The sequence below is a fragment of the Chryseobacterium cucumeris genome (genome assembly GCF_016775705.1).
GTDB classification, from domain to species: Bacteria; Bacteroidota; Bacteroidia; order Flavobacteriales; family Weeksellaceae; genus Chryseobacterium; species Chryseobacterium cupriresistens.
This window is the reverse complement of record NZ_CP068760.1, coordinates 2792384-2810337: the sequence shown is the minus strand read 5'-3', so window position 1 is coordinate 2810337 and position 17954 is coordinate 2792384. Positions and strand designations below refer to the sequence as shown.

The 17954-nt window shown below is 36.2% G+C and carries 10 protein-coding genes; 4 read left to right on the top strand and 6 right to left on the bottom strand.

Annotated features, from left to right (window positions below; translation table 11 throughout):
* Positions 1-600 precede the first annotated feature (600 nt).
* The 4 genes from JNG87_RS12570 to gndA all read right to left on the bottom strand — a co-directional run bounded on the left by JNG87_RS12570 (position 601) and on the right by gndA (position 5543).
* Positions 601-1230 carry a TetR/AcrR family transcriptional regulator gene (locus JNG87_RS12570; RefSeq protein ID WP_202838738.1) on the bottom strand — a complete coding sequence of 210 codons (630 nt, stop codon included), beginning with the start codon at positions 1228-1230 and terminating at the stop codon, positions 601-603.
* Positions 1231-1894: 664 nt separating this feature from the next.
* On the bottom strand, positions 1895-2605 hold the full coding sequence (gene pgl, locus JNG87_RS12565; protein WP_202838737.1) for a 6-phosphogluconolactonase: 711 nt from the start codon (positions 2603-2605) through the stop codon (positions 1895-1897).
* A 26-nt stretch (positions 2606-2631) separates the two neighbouring features.
* Entirely contained in the window at positions 2632-4113 is a 1482-nt protein-coding gene (gene zwf, locus JNG87_RS12560; protein WP_202838736.1) for a glucose-6-phosphate dehydrogenase, read from the bottom strand.
* An 11-nt stretch (positions 4114-4124) separates the two neighbouring features.
* On the bottom strand, positions 4125-5543 hold the full coding sequence (gene gndA / locus JNG87_RS12555) for an NADP-dependent phosphogluconate dehydrogenase (protein ID WP_202838735.1): 1419 nt from the start codon (positions 5541-5543) through the stop codon (positions 4125-4127).
* Positions 5544-5796: 253 nt separating this feature from the next.
* On the opposite strand from gndA, the gene JNG87_RS12550 reads away from it, so the two are divergent.
* Entirely contained in the window at positions 5797-6156 is a 360-nt protein-coding gene (locus JNG87_RS12550) for a prevent-host-death protein (protein ID WP_202838734.1), read from the top strand.
* A 161-nt stretch (positions 6157-6317) separates the two neighbouring features.
* On the opposite strand, the gene JNG87_RS12545 is transcribed toward JNG87_RS12550, so the two are convergent.
* The gene (locus JNG87_RS12545) at positions 6318-7043 is read right to left on the bottom strand and encodes a response regulator transcription factor (RefSeq protein ID WP_062675197.1); all 726 of its coding nucleotides are present in this window, start codon (positions 7041-7043) and stop codon (positions 6318-6320) included.
* Positions 7044-7792: 749 nt separating this feature from the next.
* Between JNG87_RS12545 and JNG87_RS12540 the strand changes: the two genes are divergently transcribed.
* The 3 genes from JNG87_RS12540 to JNG87_RS12530 are packed head-to-tail and all read left to right on the top strand — an operon-like array spanning position 7793 to position 15639.
* Complete coding sequence (locus JNG87_RS12540) at positions 7793-12301, top strand: GEVED domain-containing protein (protein ID WP_202838733.1); 4509 nt, start codon at positions 7793-7795, stop codon at positions 12299-12301.
* A 50-nt stretch (positions 12302-12351) separates the two neighbouring features.
* Positions 12352-15174: a T9SS type B sorting domain-containing protein gene (locus tag JNG87_RS12535; protein WP_202838732.1), complete on the top strand. Its 2823-nt coding sequence runs from the start codon at positions 12352-12354 to the stop codon at positions 15172-15174.
* 27 nt (positions 15175-15201) lie between these two features.
* Entirely contained in the window at positions 15202-15639 is a 438-nt protein-coding gene (locus JNG87_RS12530; protein WP_202838731.1) for a hypothetical protein, read from the top strand.
* Between the two features lie 785 nt (positions 15640-16424).
* Here the strand turns inward: JNG87_RS12530 and JNG87_RS12520 are convergent.
* On the bottom strand, positions 16425-17864 hold the full coding sequence (locus JNG87_RS12520) for a helix-turn-helix transcriptional regulator (RefSeq protein WP_202838730.1): 1440 nt from the start codon (positions 17862-17864) through the stop codon (positions 16425-16427).
* Positions 17865-17954: the final 90 nt, after the last annotated feature.

Here is a 17954-nt window from a genome sequence, read left to right as displayed (position 1 = left end):
ATAAACTATAACCATTCAATATACAAAACACTATTGAAATTGAGAATTAAAAACTATTCAGATTGTATCGTTAGTTCCCTCAGTTTAAAAAATTTAGAACAAAAATGACTGAGGTACAAACAACAGCAGCATCATTTTTTACAGTGATGCTGCTTTTTACATAGCAAATAATGGCTTGATATTAAATAAATATTTTCTACAGATATCCCTGATCAACCCTTCTTTGTTATTAAAGACGCTATTTTAAACTATTTCATAGACTTAGCTTAATCAAAAAGCATCGATAAAGAGAAATTTTCACATCAATACTAAAAAATAACATACTGATCTCCAACAAATTAAATAAAACAATGAAAAATATTACGATTTTACACACTTAGCAGTGTCTTATTTTATATATTTGTACAAACTAAAACCATCTACATATTTTAAAACACTTTTTAGGTTGAAAAATAAGACAATTCAGATTGTATTATTTTAGTTCCCTCACTTTATGAGAATTTCGGATACGAAACAACTAAGGTAGAAACACAACTTACATACAGACCATTAGATTTCTAATGGTTTGTTTTTTTTATAAGTTTCAGATTCCAAAAGGTTCTACAGGTTTTTGCAGGTATGATGCAGCAGGAAAGAAACAGCTTTTTTTATTTCATCCCGTCCTTTGGTCGTGCTTACATCTATTCCGCAGAAAATACTTCCATTGATTTCGGCATACATATTCAGGTAGTATAATCCTGACGTCATGATTGCCATGATGGCGCGAACATTTTCAGCATTATTTTTAAAGTGGAAATCGATTAAAAGCTTAAAAATATATTCTCCGTTTTTTCCCTGAGTTTCGGTGAACTTTTTTAAAGATCTACGGGATTCTGATAACCGCCAAAGAAGTAGTTTTTGTGCCTCTTTGTTGCTGTGGATATAATCAAATTGAGAGAAAAATGTGTTTTCCATAAAGGACTTTCCTCTATCGTCCACCTGAGGTTTTATTTCCTCAATCATTATTTTATTCCAGTAATCCTGTGACTCTATATACTCATCTATCAGACCATCTATTCCTCCAAAATAAGAATAGATCATTTTCTTATCGACCCCGGCTGCAGCAGCAATACTATTCACTTTCAAGGCAGTATATCCTTTTGTTCTCAGTATTTTTCCAACGGCATCCAAAAATTTTTTTTTACTGCGTTCCTTGTTCCGGATATTCCCTGCTGCTGACTTTCTTTCCATGGTACACTTTTCAATCGTACAAGTTTATGAATTTTTTTTCATTTTAGACACTTTTTAGTGTCTAAATATATATATTTGCATTAACTAATAACCATTTTATATAAACAGACAATCAGAGTTGTGAGATTGAGAGTGATTAGATTGCACCGTTAGTTCCCTCAGTATAAATATTTTACTATTCCATTACTGGGGTAAAACATTACGACAGCATCATTATAAATGATGCTGTTTTTGATTAATAAGGGTATTTTTTTAGTTTTTGATCAGTTAAAGCTTAATTTTTTTAAATTTCATGGCCTCATAAAAGTCCCTTCAACAAAGGGTTTTCTTCACATTACCAGACTGTTGGTCATTTTTTTTTATTTTTTTTCTCATGTTAGACACTTACAAGTGTCTTATTTTGTATATTTGCTTCAAACTAATAACCATTTTTATATAGAAACACTCATTGAGTTGAAAAATTAAAGTTTCGAACAAAAAGCAACTAAGGTAAAAACATTAAATGCAGCAGCATCATGAGTTCTCTAATGGTGCTGTTTTTATTTAAAAACTTATTTTAGTTTGACCTACAGAAAATTGTATATACCGGGAATCCGGTATTAGAATAGTTGATATGAAGAGAGACTGTCCAAGGACAGTCTCTTATTTTTAAATTGAAGTTGTATTAGCCTTTTGCTTTCTCATCTGTAAAAAACTGAAATCCATTCTTCTTCTCAATAAGCTGCATTGGATATAACGAAGGATTATATTCACCATTCAATACTTCATTCAGTGCATGCTTTTTAGATTCCCCGAATGCAATAACCAGAATATTTTCAGCATTATTAATGATGGGTGCAGTCAATGTAATTCTGAACATTTCCTGAGACTTAAGATAATAAGCAGATACCCATTTGTCTTTTTCATTTAAAACATCTTCACCTGGAAATAATGAGGCTGTATGGCCGTCGTCTCCCATTCCTAACAGGATAAAATCAAAAACACCCTCATCACCAAGAACAGTTCTTATCTGCTGTTCATAAGCTTTTGCATAGTCTTCAGGAGTTATTCCTTCGGCATACATAGGAAAGATATGGCTTTGGACAACCGTAACCTTACTGAGAAGTGCCTCATCTGTCATCCGGAAGTTGCTCTTATCATCGTTTAAAGGAACCCATCTTTCATCTACCCAAAAAAAGTAGACTTTATTCCACTCTATCTTTTCTTTATATTCCGGTGTTGCCAATAATTTGAAAATAGCTTTAGGGGAAGAGCCTCCACTTAATGCCACCACAAAACGGTCTTTTTTCTGAATAGATTTTTTTGAAAGATCAACAAATGCATCTGCTGCCTTTGTGTACAGTTTTTCCAGATCGTCAAATACTGTGATATTCATTTTGTCTGTTTAAATTTTATTTTGATTTATACCCAGCTGTGCCCTTGTCTTTCCACCAAAGCATTAACATCTTCCGGTCCCCAGCTTCCTGCTTTATAATTCGGGAAAGATAAATCTTTGTTATTTTCCCATGCTTCCTGTATGGTAGTCACTACATCCCACGCCTCTTCCACCTGATCGGAACGCATAAATAAGGTAAGATCTCCTAAAAGAGCATCCTGTAACAAAGTTTCATACGCCTCCGGAGTATCTTCCTGACAGGCAAAATTATCGAAAATCATTTCTGCAGGCTTCAGATCCAGTGTCAGTCCCGGTTTTTTGGTCATGAACTGTAATCTGATATCCATCATGGGCTGAATATTAATGATCAACCTGTTGGCAGATAAAAGATGCGGGCTGTCTGAGAACGTTGAGTGAGGAAGCGGCTTAAACTGAATGGTAATGTAAGAATGCTTTTCTTTCATTTTCTTTCCGGTACGGACATAGAAAGGGACATCCTGCCATCTTTCGTTATCCAGATAAAATTTAATTGCTGCAAAAGTCTCTGTATTGGAATCAGGAGCAATTCCGTCTTCCTGGCGGTAGCCTTTCACCTCAATATCGTTGATGGTTCCTTTTCCATACTGGCCTCTTACCGCATAATGATCTACCTGATCGGAAGATATTCTCCGAATTGATTTCAGAACGTCAACTTTCCGGTCTCTGATTTCACCTGACTGCAATGAAGCCGGTGGTTCCATAGCCACCATACACAGAATCTGCAACAGGTGATTCTGAATCATATCTCTTAACGCACCTGTCTGTTCGTAGAATGCTCCTCTTGTCTCTACTCCAACTTCTTCCGCTACCGTAATCTGTACCGATTCTATATATTTATGATCCCATAAAGGCTCAAAAATAGAATTTCCAAACCTGAAAGCCAGTATATTCTGCACCGTTTCTTTTCCCAGATAGTGGTCGATACGGTAAATCTGCTCTTCTTCAAATGTTTTTGCCAAAAGGCTGTTCAATTCAACAGCAGATTGTTTATTGTGACCAAAAGGTTTCTCGATAATGATACGGTCTTTTTTCGGATCAGAAGCTAGTAAAGTCGTTTTGATATGATTGGATATTGTAGAAATAAAGCTAGGCCCGATGGATAAATAAAACAGCCTGTTTGCTCTCATCCCGTAAACGGTATCGAAATCCTGCAGTTTCTGCTGCAGATTTTCGTAAGAACTTTCTTCATCCAGCTGATGCTGAAAGTAAGTAATATGAGCCTGAAAACCTGCCCAGTCTTCGGAAGTCACTTTTTTTCTTGAGAAACTTTCAAGGTTTTCTTTGATATAATTTCTGAAATTTTCGTTGGTATTTTCTGCTCTTCCCAGTGCTACAATATTGAAGCCTTTGGGCATTCTGCCATCGATATATAAGTTGTAAAATGCCGGAAAAAGTTTTCTTTTTGCCAGATCGCCTGTAGCACCAAAAATAACAATAGTTGTTGGCTGCAAGACTTTATTTTGATTCATTTTTCCGAATTTTAGTTGTTTGCACTCTGCCAGGAAGTATGGAAAACTCCTTCTCTGTCAATACGCTGATAAGTATGAGCTCCGAAATAATCACGCTGAGCCTGGATAAGATTCACGGGAAGAGATTCTGTAGTATATGCATCAAAATATCCTAAAGCTGTCTGAAGTCCCAGGCTTGAGATTCCGTTGGTAGCGGCATATCCGGCTGTTTTTCTTAAACCTTTGATTTTTGACTTTACCAGTTCTGAAATTTCTTTATCAAGCAGAATATTAGAAAGGTTAGGGTTTTGGGTATAAGCAGAATAGAATTTTTCAAGCAAAACTGAACGGATAATACATCCTCCTCTCCAGATTTTCACAACATCTTTCAATGGAATTTCAAAGCCGTATTCTTCAGATGCTTTTACCAGTAAAGATAAACCTTGTGCATAGCTGATTAAAGTAGAAAGGAAAAGAGCATCGCCAACCTCCTGAATGAATAATTCTGTATTTTCAGGTTTTACAATTTCGTTATCGGCATATATTTTTGAAGCCTGAACTCTCTCGTTTTTATAAGCAGATAAAATTCTTGAAGTTACCGCAATATCAATGGTAGGAATAGAAACTCCGATTTCCATGGCCTGTTCTGAAGTCCATTTTCCGGTTCCTTTTGCTCCTGCTTTATCTAAAATCTGATCTACAAGATAGCCATCTGTTAATGAATCTTTTTGTGTGAAAATATCTCTGGTAATTTCAATAAGGAACGAGTTCATTTCGCCGTTATTCCATTCTTTGAAAACCTGATAAAGCTGTTCATTATTTAAACCTGCTCCTCTTTTAAGGAGATCATAAGCTTCACTGATCAGCTGCATTATGGCATATTCAATACCGTTGTGTACCATTTTCACATAGTTTCCGGCAGATCCTTTTCCCATATATGCTGTACACGCTTCGTTGTCTACTTTGGCTGCAATGGCTTCCAGCATCGGTTTTAGAAGTCTGAATGCTTCCAGATCCCCTCCAGGCATTATACTTGGACCTGTTCTGGCTCCTTTTTCACCTCCTGACACTCCCATTCCCATAAAATGCAGTTTCTTAGATGCCAGGTCAGCAACACGCCTGTTGGTATCTTCGAAATAAGAATTTCCTGCATCAATCACGATATCGCCTTCGCTTAAAAGCGGGGTGATATTTTCCAGCACAGCATCTACAGGTTTTCCTGCAGGAACCATAAGAATAATTTTTCTTGGAACTTCCAATGCGGATACAAAGTCTTCTAAAGATCCTGTACCCTTCACCTTCATTTCTGAAGCAGCTCCGCCTTCTAATTCTTTAACTTTCTCCTGATCAAGGTCGAATCCTGCGATTGAAAACCCGTTGTCAGCGATATTATAAAGCAGATTCCGCCCCATTACTCCAAGGCCAACCATCCCATAACTATATCTTTCCATTATATTGGTATTAATATGAATTTTTGTTATACAGAGAATAAAATTACGGAAATGCCTATAATGAAAAAAATAAAAGGAAAGAAAATGTTTGTTACACTTTTGTTACGTCCTCATTTATAAGCCTCTAATATTCACATTTTCATATGATTTTGTGTTTATAGAATAAAATTCAATCATTAATATGGGAATGATCTATTAAAACAGTCGGTTTTTTGGCATAATTAAACTTATATTTGCCAAAATTTATAAAGTAATGAACTATAAACTTGAACTCAACACTCAGGAGCCTAATTCTAAAATCGTTTTTAATAACATCATATTTGATTCGTTCAAGATTAATATAGTTGAAAGATATATCGGTTCCATGAAGGCTCGCCCTACGTTATGCGAAGTTTTATTTAAAGTAAGAACTCTGGATGATGTACTTATTAACAGAAAAGATGGTAATATAAGAGTAAAGATAAAGGGTGATGATTTTGAAACGTATCAGAAATTATCCCGCGATCTGAATTCTTATGAATACAAAAACAAACTGATTAACAGAAAAGAGATAGAACAGAATTATGTTCATTTCATCCTGAGTTTAGTAATTACAAATTATCAGCTTAATTAAGCTGTTCCGGGCATTCTCCTTCTATCATTTTGCAGAGGGAGAATGTTCAGAAAACAATACACAGAAAGCAACCGGTTTTTAATTAAAAACGGTAAGTTATACTGAGCGTTCTATTTTGATTCTCAGCCATTTCGAGCTGGAAATATTTAAAAAAGTATAGTTTAAATCAAATTATTCGTTATTACGTAGGATATTGCTTCGATGATATTCTTCACTCCAATTCTCTCAAACAATTTGCTTCTGTGAAACTTTATGGTACTTGGTGACACAAACAATTGTTCTGCAATTTCTTCTATTTTTAATCCCTGAAGATAAAGCCGTATTATTTCTATTTCCCTTAATTTTAGGGCAACTTTAGATTCTTCTGTCCATTTTCCAGTGAAGAGATTATACTTCCAATAGGTTTCTGAGGTATTAGAAACGATCCTGATATTTCCCGCAGACCGGTTAAGAGAATAGGACACTACACAGACTATTTTGGAGATTTCTCCATCATCAAAGAGTTCTATAGGTGTAATCTTATGATTGACAAGCACATCTACACTGTTGGCATATTTAAGATGAAAATCATAGGTAATGGTATGTACTTTTTTTTCTTCAGGTGAAAGGCATTCAAAAAACTTTAATCCGTTGGTACTTACTTTCTTTAATATGTCAAGATCTGCCTTCTTGGTGTATTTACGAAAAAAATTATAACCCATTTTTTCAACTTCAGCAGCACTTAAACCAGAAAAAAGAAGAGGATTCTCAGAAATGAACTCTAATTTTCTTGTTTTAAGATCTGCAATATAAACACAGCCCAGACTGGTTTCCGATACCGCTTTTAGTACATTAAGATACTTCTCTGATGCCTTTCCGGCATATAATGAATTATTTTTATCACTCATATTTTTGACATGATAATAAGATATAAAACTTTTTTATTAGGCGACTTTTGCAAACATATTCATAATTAAGCTAAATAAAAAATCTATCAAAACTTAATTATAATTAAACTAAAAACTATAAATTATTTATTTTGATAATAAAAAAATCTATACAACTTCATTTTATTACATTTTCGCACATGTATGGAGATAAAAAAGAGAAAGAATGAAAGAAAGATATTTATATAAATCATTGTTTTTAAATGAAACTTGTATTTTTCTGTGTTGAAAGCATTTTGGGAAGATCAGTTTCTTATTAATTCATCAATCTTTGATTTAAAACTATACAAAAGTATAGTCATATTAAGTTTTTATTAAATTATTTTTACCCAAGTCACAATCATAAAAACTAAACTAAGAAAACTATATAAAAATGAAAGAAATCAAAACACATTAAAAAATACAACAACCCGTGCAGTAAAGTGAGTGATTTTTATAAAAAAATATAAAAAGGCCACCAACTCTGCAGCTGCCATTATTCCCACCTACTTAGACCCTACTACTTTTCTGTTTATCCGTTGATCACTTTTTATAAAAAGAGGTGATAAGGAAACATGATAATACACTTTAAACCAATTATTGTCTCTGTGATTGAAAAACAGAGGATTTTTCTATTGATTTCTGAACCAAATCTATAGAAGGATTCCTATTTCTTTCGAAGAAGAACTTAAGTAAATTGAATAACAGACTCTAACTTAAAATGAAACTATATGAGAAAAATTCTATCCATTATCTTATTTTTAATGACTTTTGCACATGCCCGGGGGCAAACCTGTGCACCAGTTCCAGTGCCGTTCTTACAGTCATTCAGTAGTGGAGCACTTCCCACATGCTGGATCAGCCAAAACCCTTCTTCCACTTCTACAAACGCTAATGTTAAGTGGAAATTTTCCGGATCAGCCGGATATGGAGCCACCGGAAACGGAGGGAAACCTGCCGGAACTTTTGCATGGGTTGATGCATCTTCACCTTATGCAGGTGAACACACAGTTGAACTGATAAGCCCTCAGATCAACTTAGTGGGGTTAACCAATCCTTATATCAAATTTGAATGGTTTAAAGATCATTTAACCGGACTCAACGGTACAGTACCTGCTGCCGACAACAATCAGCTAAAACTTGCTGTAAATAACGGCTCCGGATGGATACAGGTCTGGTCTGGTGATACCAATTCTCCTGAATGGAGAACAGTTGGTGTTCCTCTGGCAGCAAGCTATGTGGGTGCAACCATTCAATTAAAATTTACCGTTGATAAGGATGTAGCAGGAAATGGTGATTTTTATGATGATGTATTATTAGATGAAGTTCAGGTAATACAAGCTCCTACATGTTTTGAACCTGTTACTCTGCCTGTATCTAATATTGCACCTAATTCTGCAACACTGAACTGGACTGCTCCCCTTGCTCCGGCACCAGCTCCGGCCAATGGCTATGAATATTATTACAGTACAAACAGTACTCCTCCTGCAGCTGCAACACCAGGCACACCCAATCCCGGAACAAGTGCTAACATCAGCTCTCTGACTTCGGGTGCTACCTATTACTGGTGGATAAGATCTGTCTGTTCTGCAACGGATAAATCACCATGGGTTGCAGGCGCTCCTTTTACTCCAGGGCAGATTGGAGGAGGTACGGCTACTCATGCTTTTTTACCTGTATATTCCTGTTCAGGATTTAATTATTCCCAACAGATTTATTTGGCTTCAGAGATTGGAGCCGCAGTAGGAACCAATAATTATATAACAGCCATCAGGTTTTTTGCATCCACAACTGCAGCAACCCAGGCTAATTACAATCAATGGGTAGTGTATATGGGGAATACTTCACAAACAGATTTTGCAACCACTTCAAGCTGGATCTCTACCCCATCTTTAACACAGGTATATTCTGGCACTTTACCGGCAATGGTAGCTGGGACATGGGTTGAAATTCCTCTAAGCACACCATTCTTATGGGATGGTGTAAGCAATGTAGTGATAGGTGTTGATGAAAATTCAACAGGAACATCATGTACCGCCAACTGGGGAAGTTATTCTGCAGGAAATAACCGTGGAATGATTTATTACAATTCAACGACCAATCCGGATCCGGCAAATCTTCCAACTGCAACAAGCAGATATGCTGTATTACCGAGGTTACAATTGACAGGAACAACGTTACCAAGTTGTACCAACACTCCTCCAGCCAATATTGCAGTAAATAATATTACAGCAACTTCAGCCAATATTACCTGGACTGCCACAGCCAATGCCACATATGTTGTAAGATACAGAATACCTCCTTCCCTTACGTGGCAAACAATCAATGTAACAACTCCTTTTACTAATAGTGTAACGCTTACTTCTTTAACTGAACAGACCCAATACGAGGTAGAGATTGCAACCATTTGTGGAACGCAAGAGACATTTTCTGCTCCCGTAGGTTTTACAACACCTGCACTCACTTACTGTAATGGAGCAACGGCAACAGTTACGAACGGTTATATCAACAATATCACCATGATTGGTACGAATGTACCTTTAACCAGTAATAACTCAGGGCCGACAACGTATACGGATTATTCTACAGATCCTACAAAGACCATTACACTCCTGAGAAATTCAGTTAACAATACTCTGTCTGTAGGAAGGTCAATTATATCAGGAACTTATTCTACCAATGCATGGATAGATTTTAACGGGGATGGTATTTTTGATAATAATCCGGCAACGAGTCCCGGAGGAGAAAGAATCATGAATCTTGGCTATTCAAGCACCACTCCCGTTACTGCTACATTTGATGTTCCTGCCAATGCCTATCTGGGAACAAGTAAAGTAAAAATGCGTGTTATTGTATATTCTCTCACTCCAGCCAATGCCTGCGGACCTTTCACCAGCAATGGAGAAGTGGAAGATTATTATGTAAAATTTATAGATTTACAGCCTTGTACTACAGCTGCTCCTACTACTATTGCGGTGAATAACCTTACTCATAATTCTGCCTATGTATCATGGATTCCTACTGCTAATGCTACTTATATTATCAGATGGAGACAAGGAAATACAGGAGCATGGCTTCCATCTGCAACAGGACAGACACTTCCGGCAGGACAAAGCTTTTATACCATAACAGGACTCACCGAGCAAACCGGATACCAGGTGCAAATTGCAACCATCTGTAATGGAAACCAGGGAGTTTTTTCTCCAAGCGTAAGTTTTACAACTCCACCGTTAACGTATTGTAGTATGACCGGAACAGGAATTAACGATTACATTTCAAATGTGAAAGTTACCTCTGTCAACTTCCCGGTAATGGATAACCCATCAGTTCAAACGAATTATATCAGTTACACATCTGCTGCTACCCTTATTAATCTTGAAATCGGTTCTCAGGGAAATCAACTGTCAGTTTCTAAAGAATGGGCAGGAACTCAATATGCCGATGCTGTCAATGCATGGATCGATTGGAACAGAGATGGAGTTTTCACAGATGCTGAAAAAATAATGACGTCCGCTGCCAGCACCACCACTCCAATAACAGCAACTTTTGATGTTCCTTCAACAGGAGTTTATACAGGATCTTTAACAACAACGATGAGAGTGGTAATGAAACGAACCAGTGCTCCTGTAATGTGTGCAGATGCAGCCAATGGTGAAGTAGAAGATTATGCGGTAAGATTAAGACCATGCAGTAATGCAACACCCGGAAATCCAGTATTCACCAATATTACCCATAACTCTGTAAATATCAACTGGACAACTGCTGCTAATAATAATGCTTTTATTTTAGAATACAGACCTGTTACAAACCCTGTTTCTGCATGGGTTCCTTTAAACCTTTCTGTTTTAGGAGGGAATCCACCTGTAACAATCAACGCTTTAACTCCTGCTACGACTTATGAGGTAAGAATTGCAGCGGTTTGTGGTGGTACAGGAATCGGAGTTTACACGCCTATTAAAACATTTACAACGAGATGTGATCCTACTCCACCATTTGTAACGATAAGTAATGTAACGTCAAACTCAGCTTTGATCACCTGGAATCCGGTTGTTCCAAGTGCCTCTTATATTTTAAGATGGCGTGAAGTAGGTACCGGCCCATGGAATACACCAACGATCCCTCAACCACCTGCAAATTCATACACGATTCAAAATCTTGATTCATTTAAAACGTATGAAGTACAGGTTGCCAATATCTGTAATGGAGAAACAACAGCCAACCCGTGGTCTAATCCAAAAGTATTTACCACAGAAAGAATATGTGAAATTCCCCCTCCGGGGCTTATGATCACTCAGATTATGCCAACAACGGCAGAGGTTGTATGGGATCCTTTTCCGGGAGCCACTTATATACTGAAGTACAGAAAAGTAGGTATTCCGAGCTGGACAGAGGTTGTAGTTCCTACAAATACTTACACCATTACTGGCTTGCTGGAGCTCACTAAATACGAAATGCAGATAGCCAATATCTGTAACGGAGTACCGGGAAATTTTACAAAACTGTATTATTTTACAACTCCAACCGTCATCTACTGCCCGATGTCAGCAGCCAATTCTACAACAGAATTTATTTCAAAGGTTACTGTAAAACCTAATGGCAATAAGGAAATGATTAATGAATCTCTTGCCTCTACGTATTCAAATTTCACAGGAAATCCTTTAAAGTTTATTGATTTAATTCAAGGATCAAAAGGTAATCAGATTACCATTGATAAAACTTTAAGTTCAGGAACTAACGCTGGTGTTGCAGTCTGGATCGATTTCAACAGAAACGGAGAATTTGACATCAATGAAAGAATTCTGGCAGACGGACCTAATGGAACCCCAACAGCAAGTTCAACTTTCTCTGTTCCTGACAATGCCTTCATAAGTATGACAGATTATAAATATGTTGTTATGAGAGTCGCTTTACAGAAGGATGGTATTCCTGTGAACTGTACGAATTTCAAAGAAGGTGAGGTGGAAGATTATACGGTCAGAATATCTAAACAACCTGTACCAAACTCTCTAAATCAGGCAGATATCCACATTTATCCCAACCCGGTAAGTTCAGTATTGTATGTAAAAAACATAAGCTTCAAAGCTCAATATAAAATTTACAGTGCTGCCGGAAGATTGATATCAAGTGGAATCATTCTGAACAATGCTATTGATGTGAGCAATCTTATCCACGGGATGTATATGATCGAGATAGAAGATGGAGGAATAACCGTTCAGAAGAAGTTTATTAAAGAATCCTAATCTCTTTTGTCAATGAAATTTCAATTTTTAGAATCAAAATTCTGTAATTCATGAAAAACATTATATTTAGTTTATTATTTATCCTAATGAGCATTCCTATTTCGGCTCAAAGGGATACAGACCATTGGTTTGCACCTTATTACGCCTCCACAAGTTATACGCAGGCATTATATCTGTCTACCGACTCTGCCACCCCTTTTGTTGTTACAATTAATAATAACAATACTCCGATTGGCACTGTCACAATCAGCAAAAATGCTCCGCAAACCTTTGTTGTACCCATATCTGCTATCGCCGCCAATGTTACATCAGACGCTTATAGTGTTATCACTAAAGGGTTACATGTACAAGGGACAAAGCCGTTCTACTGTTCATTAAGAATAGTAAGCAATACTACACACGCCGAAATTATAACCAGTAAAGGGAAAGCCGGGATTGGTAAAGAGTTTTACGTGGCCGGAACTCCTACAACCTCATCACTTACCGGATATAATTTCACAGCAGGAATACTGGCTACTGAAAACAATACTGTAGTAACTGCTACATGGAGTGGAAACGTGACGTTCTTTGGAGCAGCACCAGCTACCAATACACAGACTATTACTCTTAATAAAGGACAGTCTTTTATTTTTGCAGGAGGTCCTGGAACGGGAGGGCAAAACCAGTCTGCTTTTATTGGAGCCAAAATTGTTTCCGACAAACCCATTACGCTTACCAATGGAAATGTCAATGGAAATTTTGGAAATAATACAAGTTCCGGATCTGATGCCATCCTTGATCAATCTGTACCAACAGAAAGGCTTGGAAGTACTTTTGCCATGGTAAGAACCAGATCTTCCTCTGATGATCTGGAAGGAGGTATCATTATTGGAACGGAAGACCATACTCAGATATTCATTAATGGTTCTACTACACCTATCGCAACGATCAACAGTGGAGATTTTTACAGGATCACAGGAAACAATTATGTTCAGCAGGGAAATTCCGGACATTTTAATATGTTTATAACGACTTCAAAAAATGTTTATCTGTATCAACTGGTTTCGGTAAATAACAGCAGTGCTACCTGTGGTTACAACTACATCCCACCATTAAACTGTTTTTTACCCAGAAAAATCGACGAAATCGGAAAGATCAATGAAATGCCAACCGGCACAGGTACTACAAGTACTGTTCCGAACGGAACTGTAGTAAAACTGAATATTTTAACTGAAGCGGGAGCCAATGTAACCGTAAACGGAGTTCTGCCACTCGCTTCAGAAGGTCCTTTTCCCTTAACAGGTAATAACAGCTGGGTAACGTATGCCATCCCTTCTATCACCGGAAATGTAACGGTTATTTCGGATAAAGCTGTAACTGCAGGGATTAATGGAGGATACAGCACGTCCGGATATGGAGGATATTTTGCAGGGTTCTCTTCTATTCCATTAATTGCAAAACAGACAGGAGAATGTATTCCTGGTATTGTTTTGGAAGTGGATGACAGCTATGATAGCTATCAGTGGTATTTGAATGGCAATCCTATTACAGGAGCCAATGCAAATACTTACACCCCTCTGGTTTCCGGAAATTATACCGTAAAAATAGCAGTAGGATCTTGTACTCCGGCCATCACCCCGGTTTACAAAGTGTTTACATGTCTTGAAGAGTCTACTAAAGCAATGACTGTCTGCGAAGGCTATCAGGCTATAGTCCCTCAGTTTACCAATTCAACTCAAAATTATGTTCCGAGTACAGTAACTATTATTACACCCCCGGCAAACGGTACCGCAACCATTGATCCGGCGGGAGTAATTACTTATGTTCCTAATTTCGGCTATATGGGTACAGACACTATTGTTTATAAATTTTGTGGAAACAACCCTGATTTTACAGATTGTGAACAGGTAACCTTAACATTAACGGTTTCTGAAAGCCCTATCGTTAAAGATGCTGCTCTAAGATCTTGTTTTGAACCATCTAATCCTGTACTGGGTGTATTCAACTTAACCTCAGCAGGAGTAAACGTACAACCTGGAACTATTAAACAATATTATCCTTCTCCTGCTGATGCCCATAACGGAACCAATGAAATTCTGACTCCAGCTAATTATACAGCACCAGACGGAGTGGTTTATATTAAGGTAAGCAATGCCAACGGATGTTACAGAATTGCAGAAGTAACGCTTACCGTTATCCCTCCTACCTACTCAGAGGTACTAAAGGATAAAATTATCTGTATGGAAAATACCACCACACTGGATGCCGGCCCCGGATATACTTCTTATCTATGGAGTACGGGAGCAACAACACCATCCATCAGCAATGTGGGAGTGGGAACTTATTGGGTAGATCTGAAAACGAGAGAATGTACGACAAGACAAACCGTAAAGGTTTATCCATCAGAAAATCCTGTAATTTCAGATATTAACATCAGCAATAATACGGTTACCCTGACTGCCATTGGAGGAACAACACCTTATCAGTATTCGATGGATAATATCAACTGGCAGAATGAAAATGTATTTACCAATGTTCCGCGTGGCAGCAATACTTTTTATGTAAAAGATGCTTATAACTGTACTCCTGTAGAGGTAGAAATTACAGTTCCTAATCTTATTAATATCATTACGCCTAATGGTGATGGAATAAATGATGTACTGGATTATTCTGCTTTGGCCGGGAAACCTAATTTCACATTCAGTATTTATGACCGATATGGAAGCAAGATCCACGAAGGAAGCAAATTAAACGGATATCAATGGGATGGCAGCATTGGCGACAAGAAAGTATCTACCGGAAACTACTGGTTTGATATGGGCTGGAATGAGACCAACAGAAAACAGACTCCGATAAAATACACAGGATGGATTATGGTAAAAAACAGAAATTAATTAAACATTTAAATATCAATTTTAATTATGAAAAAGCTATTATATATATTTCTCGTGTTCTTTTCAGGTATGCTCATCGCACAGAAAAACACCTATGTAAAGTTTGCTGTTTACAATAACACCATCGGAACTGCCAGTATGTTTGATCTTTATAAGGACAGTATTGAAAAGGTACACGTTTTTAAAACCAAAGCCAGTTTACCTCCTCATTTAAAGAAGTTTGACTATCTGGCTGATAACGGCCTAATAGAAATAAAATTTAAAAAAAATGCCGGCTATCCAGATAGTTTATCTCTGGAAATGCTGAATGAGCAGAATAATCTGCCCAAAGACAGACCTGTATTGATTGAAGGATATCAGTTTAATGATACCACTACCTTAGTTTATAATGAAATGATTGACAACATTGAACTTATAGATTCCAACGGACAGAAAAACATCCATATTTCAACTATAAGAAATTAATTACTGATATCAATCGGAAGTTAATTTAAAAGCAGAGACTATTTCGAAATGAAATAGTCTCTGTTGCTTTTCACAATATTCTTAATCTTTATTTCAATAGTTTTGAAAACCATATATAAATGTCCATATCACCGGGGACATTCAGTTTTTTCCTTAGATTGTATTTCTTGGTCTGCACAGTTCTTACTGAGGTGTGGGTATATTCAGCAATATCTTAATTACAATATGAATACTATCCTTCTACCACACCACTGAAACCACGTACGTATCACATACACAACATAGCAAAAGTGCAAACAAAAACCATTTAAATTACAAAATTACCAATTACTTTTGTCCGAAAATTATTCTATGCTTTTATAATGAAGTAGAAAATTGATCAAAGTTTAAAAGATAGCCCATTATAAAATCTTATCCGATAACCCCTAAAAACCCATACATATTATGAAAAATTTATTGTCGGTTTAGGTTATTGATGCTTCCGGAAAAACAGTTAAAACGATTGAACAGCCTTCATCTCAGTTGTATCTGAAGACTTAAAACGGGATTATATCTTGTTACTTTAAAAATGATAAACGGAATTACAAAAACGATTAAAACAATTAAGAAATAGCACTTTTTTCAGAATCAGAAAAATAGTTTTTAATATTTAGGATATCTTCTGCCTGCAGGTTTGTGTTATTTTCTGCAGGTATTTTTAAACGAAACGTTCAAAACATATTTTACTTGCACAGAGGCTACTTCATTAATGAGATAGCTTCTGTTTTTTATGACTATTTAAAGGTTTATTTCAGTAATTTGGAAAACCATACATAGATATCCATATCACCTGGAATATTCAGTTTTTTCCTTAGATTATATTTTTTGGTCTGTACGGTTCTCACTGAAGTAAAAGTATATTCAGCAATTTCTTTGGTAGAAAAATTCAGATAGATGTAGGCACAGAATCTTATTTCTGATATTTTTAAAGGAAAAACTTTCAGCAGTTCTTCTGAAAAGTGCGGATAATACTCATTGAAACGGGTTAAAAATTCAGGATTATTTTCTTTGGCAAGCTGTATAAGTTCTTTAAAAGCACTTTCATCTACAGATGGCTGATGAGGGATATCAATTTTATCCAGATTTTTACTTTTGTGCTTTCTATAATAATACAGGAAAAGAAATATAAAAAGAAGACATGCGGCAATACTCAACGACAGGATGAAGAAAAGTTTTTTTGTTTCCTTTTTTCTATTGCTATTTTCCAATTCATTCTGTTTATCTACAGCATCATTCAATGTTTGTTTTTGTCTGCTGTTTGAAGACTCTATATCCAACAGCCAATTAGCATAATAAGCGATACTGTCTTTCTGTCCTGTGCTTTCATACAGGTTCTTCAACTCCATTGCGACCGACTTTTGATAATTCTCGCTTTTATAATAATTATCAGCAATATTTTTACAGATCCATAAATGATGCTGGGCTTCAGGAATTTTATTAAGAGATTTAAAGTACCTGGAAGCATAATACGAGGTAATGTATTGCATCCCTATTTCATTGATCTTTTTCCCATTCTGGATGGCTTCCTCAATATATATTCTTGCAGAATCAGGTTTGTTGAGTTCAAGATACATTCCGCCAAGATACGGTGAGGTCTTATAACTGTTGCTCAATCTGTTCTTGTCTATCCTATAGAGATTATTTTTGTTTTCTCTGTAAATTTTAGAATACTTATATGCTGTTTTATAATGTTTTAATGCTAATTTTTTTTTATTAATTTCATTGTATATTCCGGCGTACTGCCAGTTAATCAGATAAATAAAATAAGCATTATTGGTTTCGTTCACCTTATCATATATTTCGTCCAATTGTTTCAGAGAAGTCATTCTTTCTCCTAATTTCTGGTATAGCAGTGACCTTTGAAGATGGAGATAAAATATAACCTCAAAATCTGTATCTGAATTGATGAGGTTTTCTTTTTCCACTTTATCAGTATAATAAAAAGACCTTTTCATATCACTGTTTCGGTTGTAGATATTGGCGATCTTCAGATACCCTAATGCTACACAATCATTATAAGAATTTTTCTTACACACCTTAATAAGACTGTCAATCTTCTCAATTTCCTTTGATCCGGCAGTAGAAAATTCGATATCAAACAGCACATTCTTTAATTCTTCTTCTGTATGTTGTGAATAGAAAAAGGAAGAAATAAAAAAGAATAAAACAGTCAGTTTTTTCATCATAATATGATCAGAATTAAAATACAATATTATACTACACTATTACTATATAACAAAAAATACATACGTATTACATACACAATTTATGAAAAT

What these genes read in the sequence shown, in the direction of transcription:
- JNG87_RS12545 (WP_062675197.1), bottom strand. Translation starts at nt 7,043, where the DNA reads ATGAGTGATAAAAATAATTCATTATATGCCGGAAAGGCATCAGAGAAG.
- JNG87_RS12550 (WP_202838734.1), top strand. Translation starts at nt 5,797, where the DNA reads ATGAACTATAAACTTGAACTCAACACTCAGGAGCCTAATTCTAAAATC.
- JNG87_RS12535 (WP_202838732.1), top strand. Translation starts at nt 12,352, where the DNA reads ATGAAAAACATTATATTTAGTTTATTATTTATCCTAATGAGCATTCCT.
- JNG87_RS12520 (WP_202838730.1), bottom strand. Translation starts at nt 17,864, where the DNA reads ATGATGAAAAAACTGACTGTTTTATTCTTTTTTATTTCTTCCTTTTTC.
- JNG87_RS12570 (WP_202838738.1), bottom strand. Translation starts at nt 1,230, where the DNA reads ATGGAAAGAAAGTCAGCAGCAGGGAATATCCGGAACAAGGAACGCAGT.
- JNG87_RS12530 (WP_202838731.1), top strand. Translation starts at nt 15,202, where the DNA reads ATGAAAAAGCTATTATATATATTTCTCGTGTTCTTTTCAGGTATGCTC.
- gndA (WP_202838735.1), bottom strand. Translation starts at nt 5,543, where the DNA reads ATGGAAAGATATAGTTATGGGATGGTTGGCCTTGGAGTAATGGGGCGG.
- pgl (WP_202838737.1), bottom strand. Translation starts at nt 2,605, where the DNA reads ATGAATATCACAGTATTTGACGATCTGGAAAAACTGTACACAAAGGCA.
- JNG87_RS12540 (WP_202838733.1), top strand. Translation starts at nt 7,793, where the DNA reads ATGAGAAAAATTCTATCCATTATCTTATTTTTAATGACTTTTGCACAT.
- zwf (WP_202838736.1), bottom strand. Translation starts at nt 4,113, where the DNA reads ATGAATCAAAATAAAGTCTTGCAGCCAACAACTATTGTTATTTTTGGT.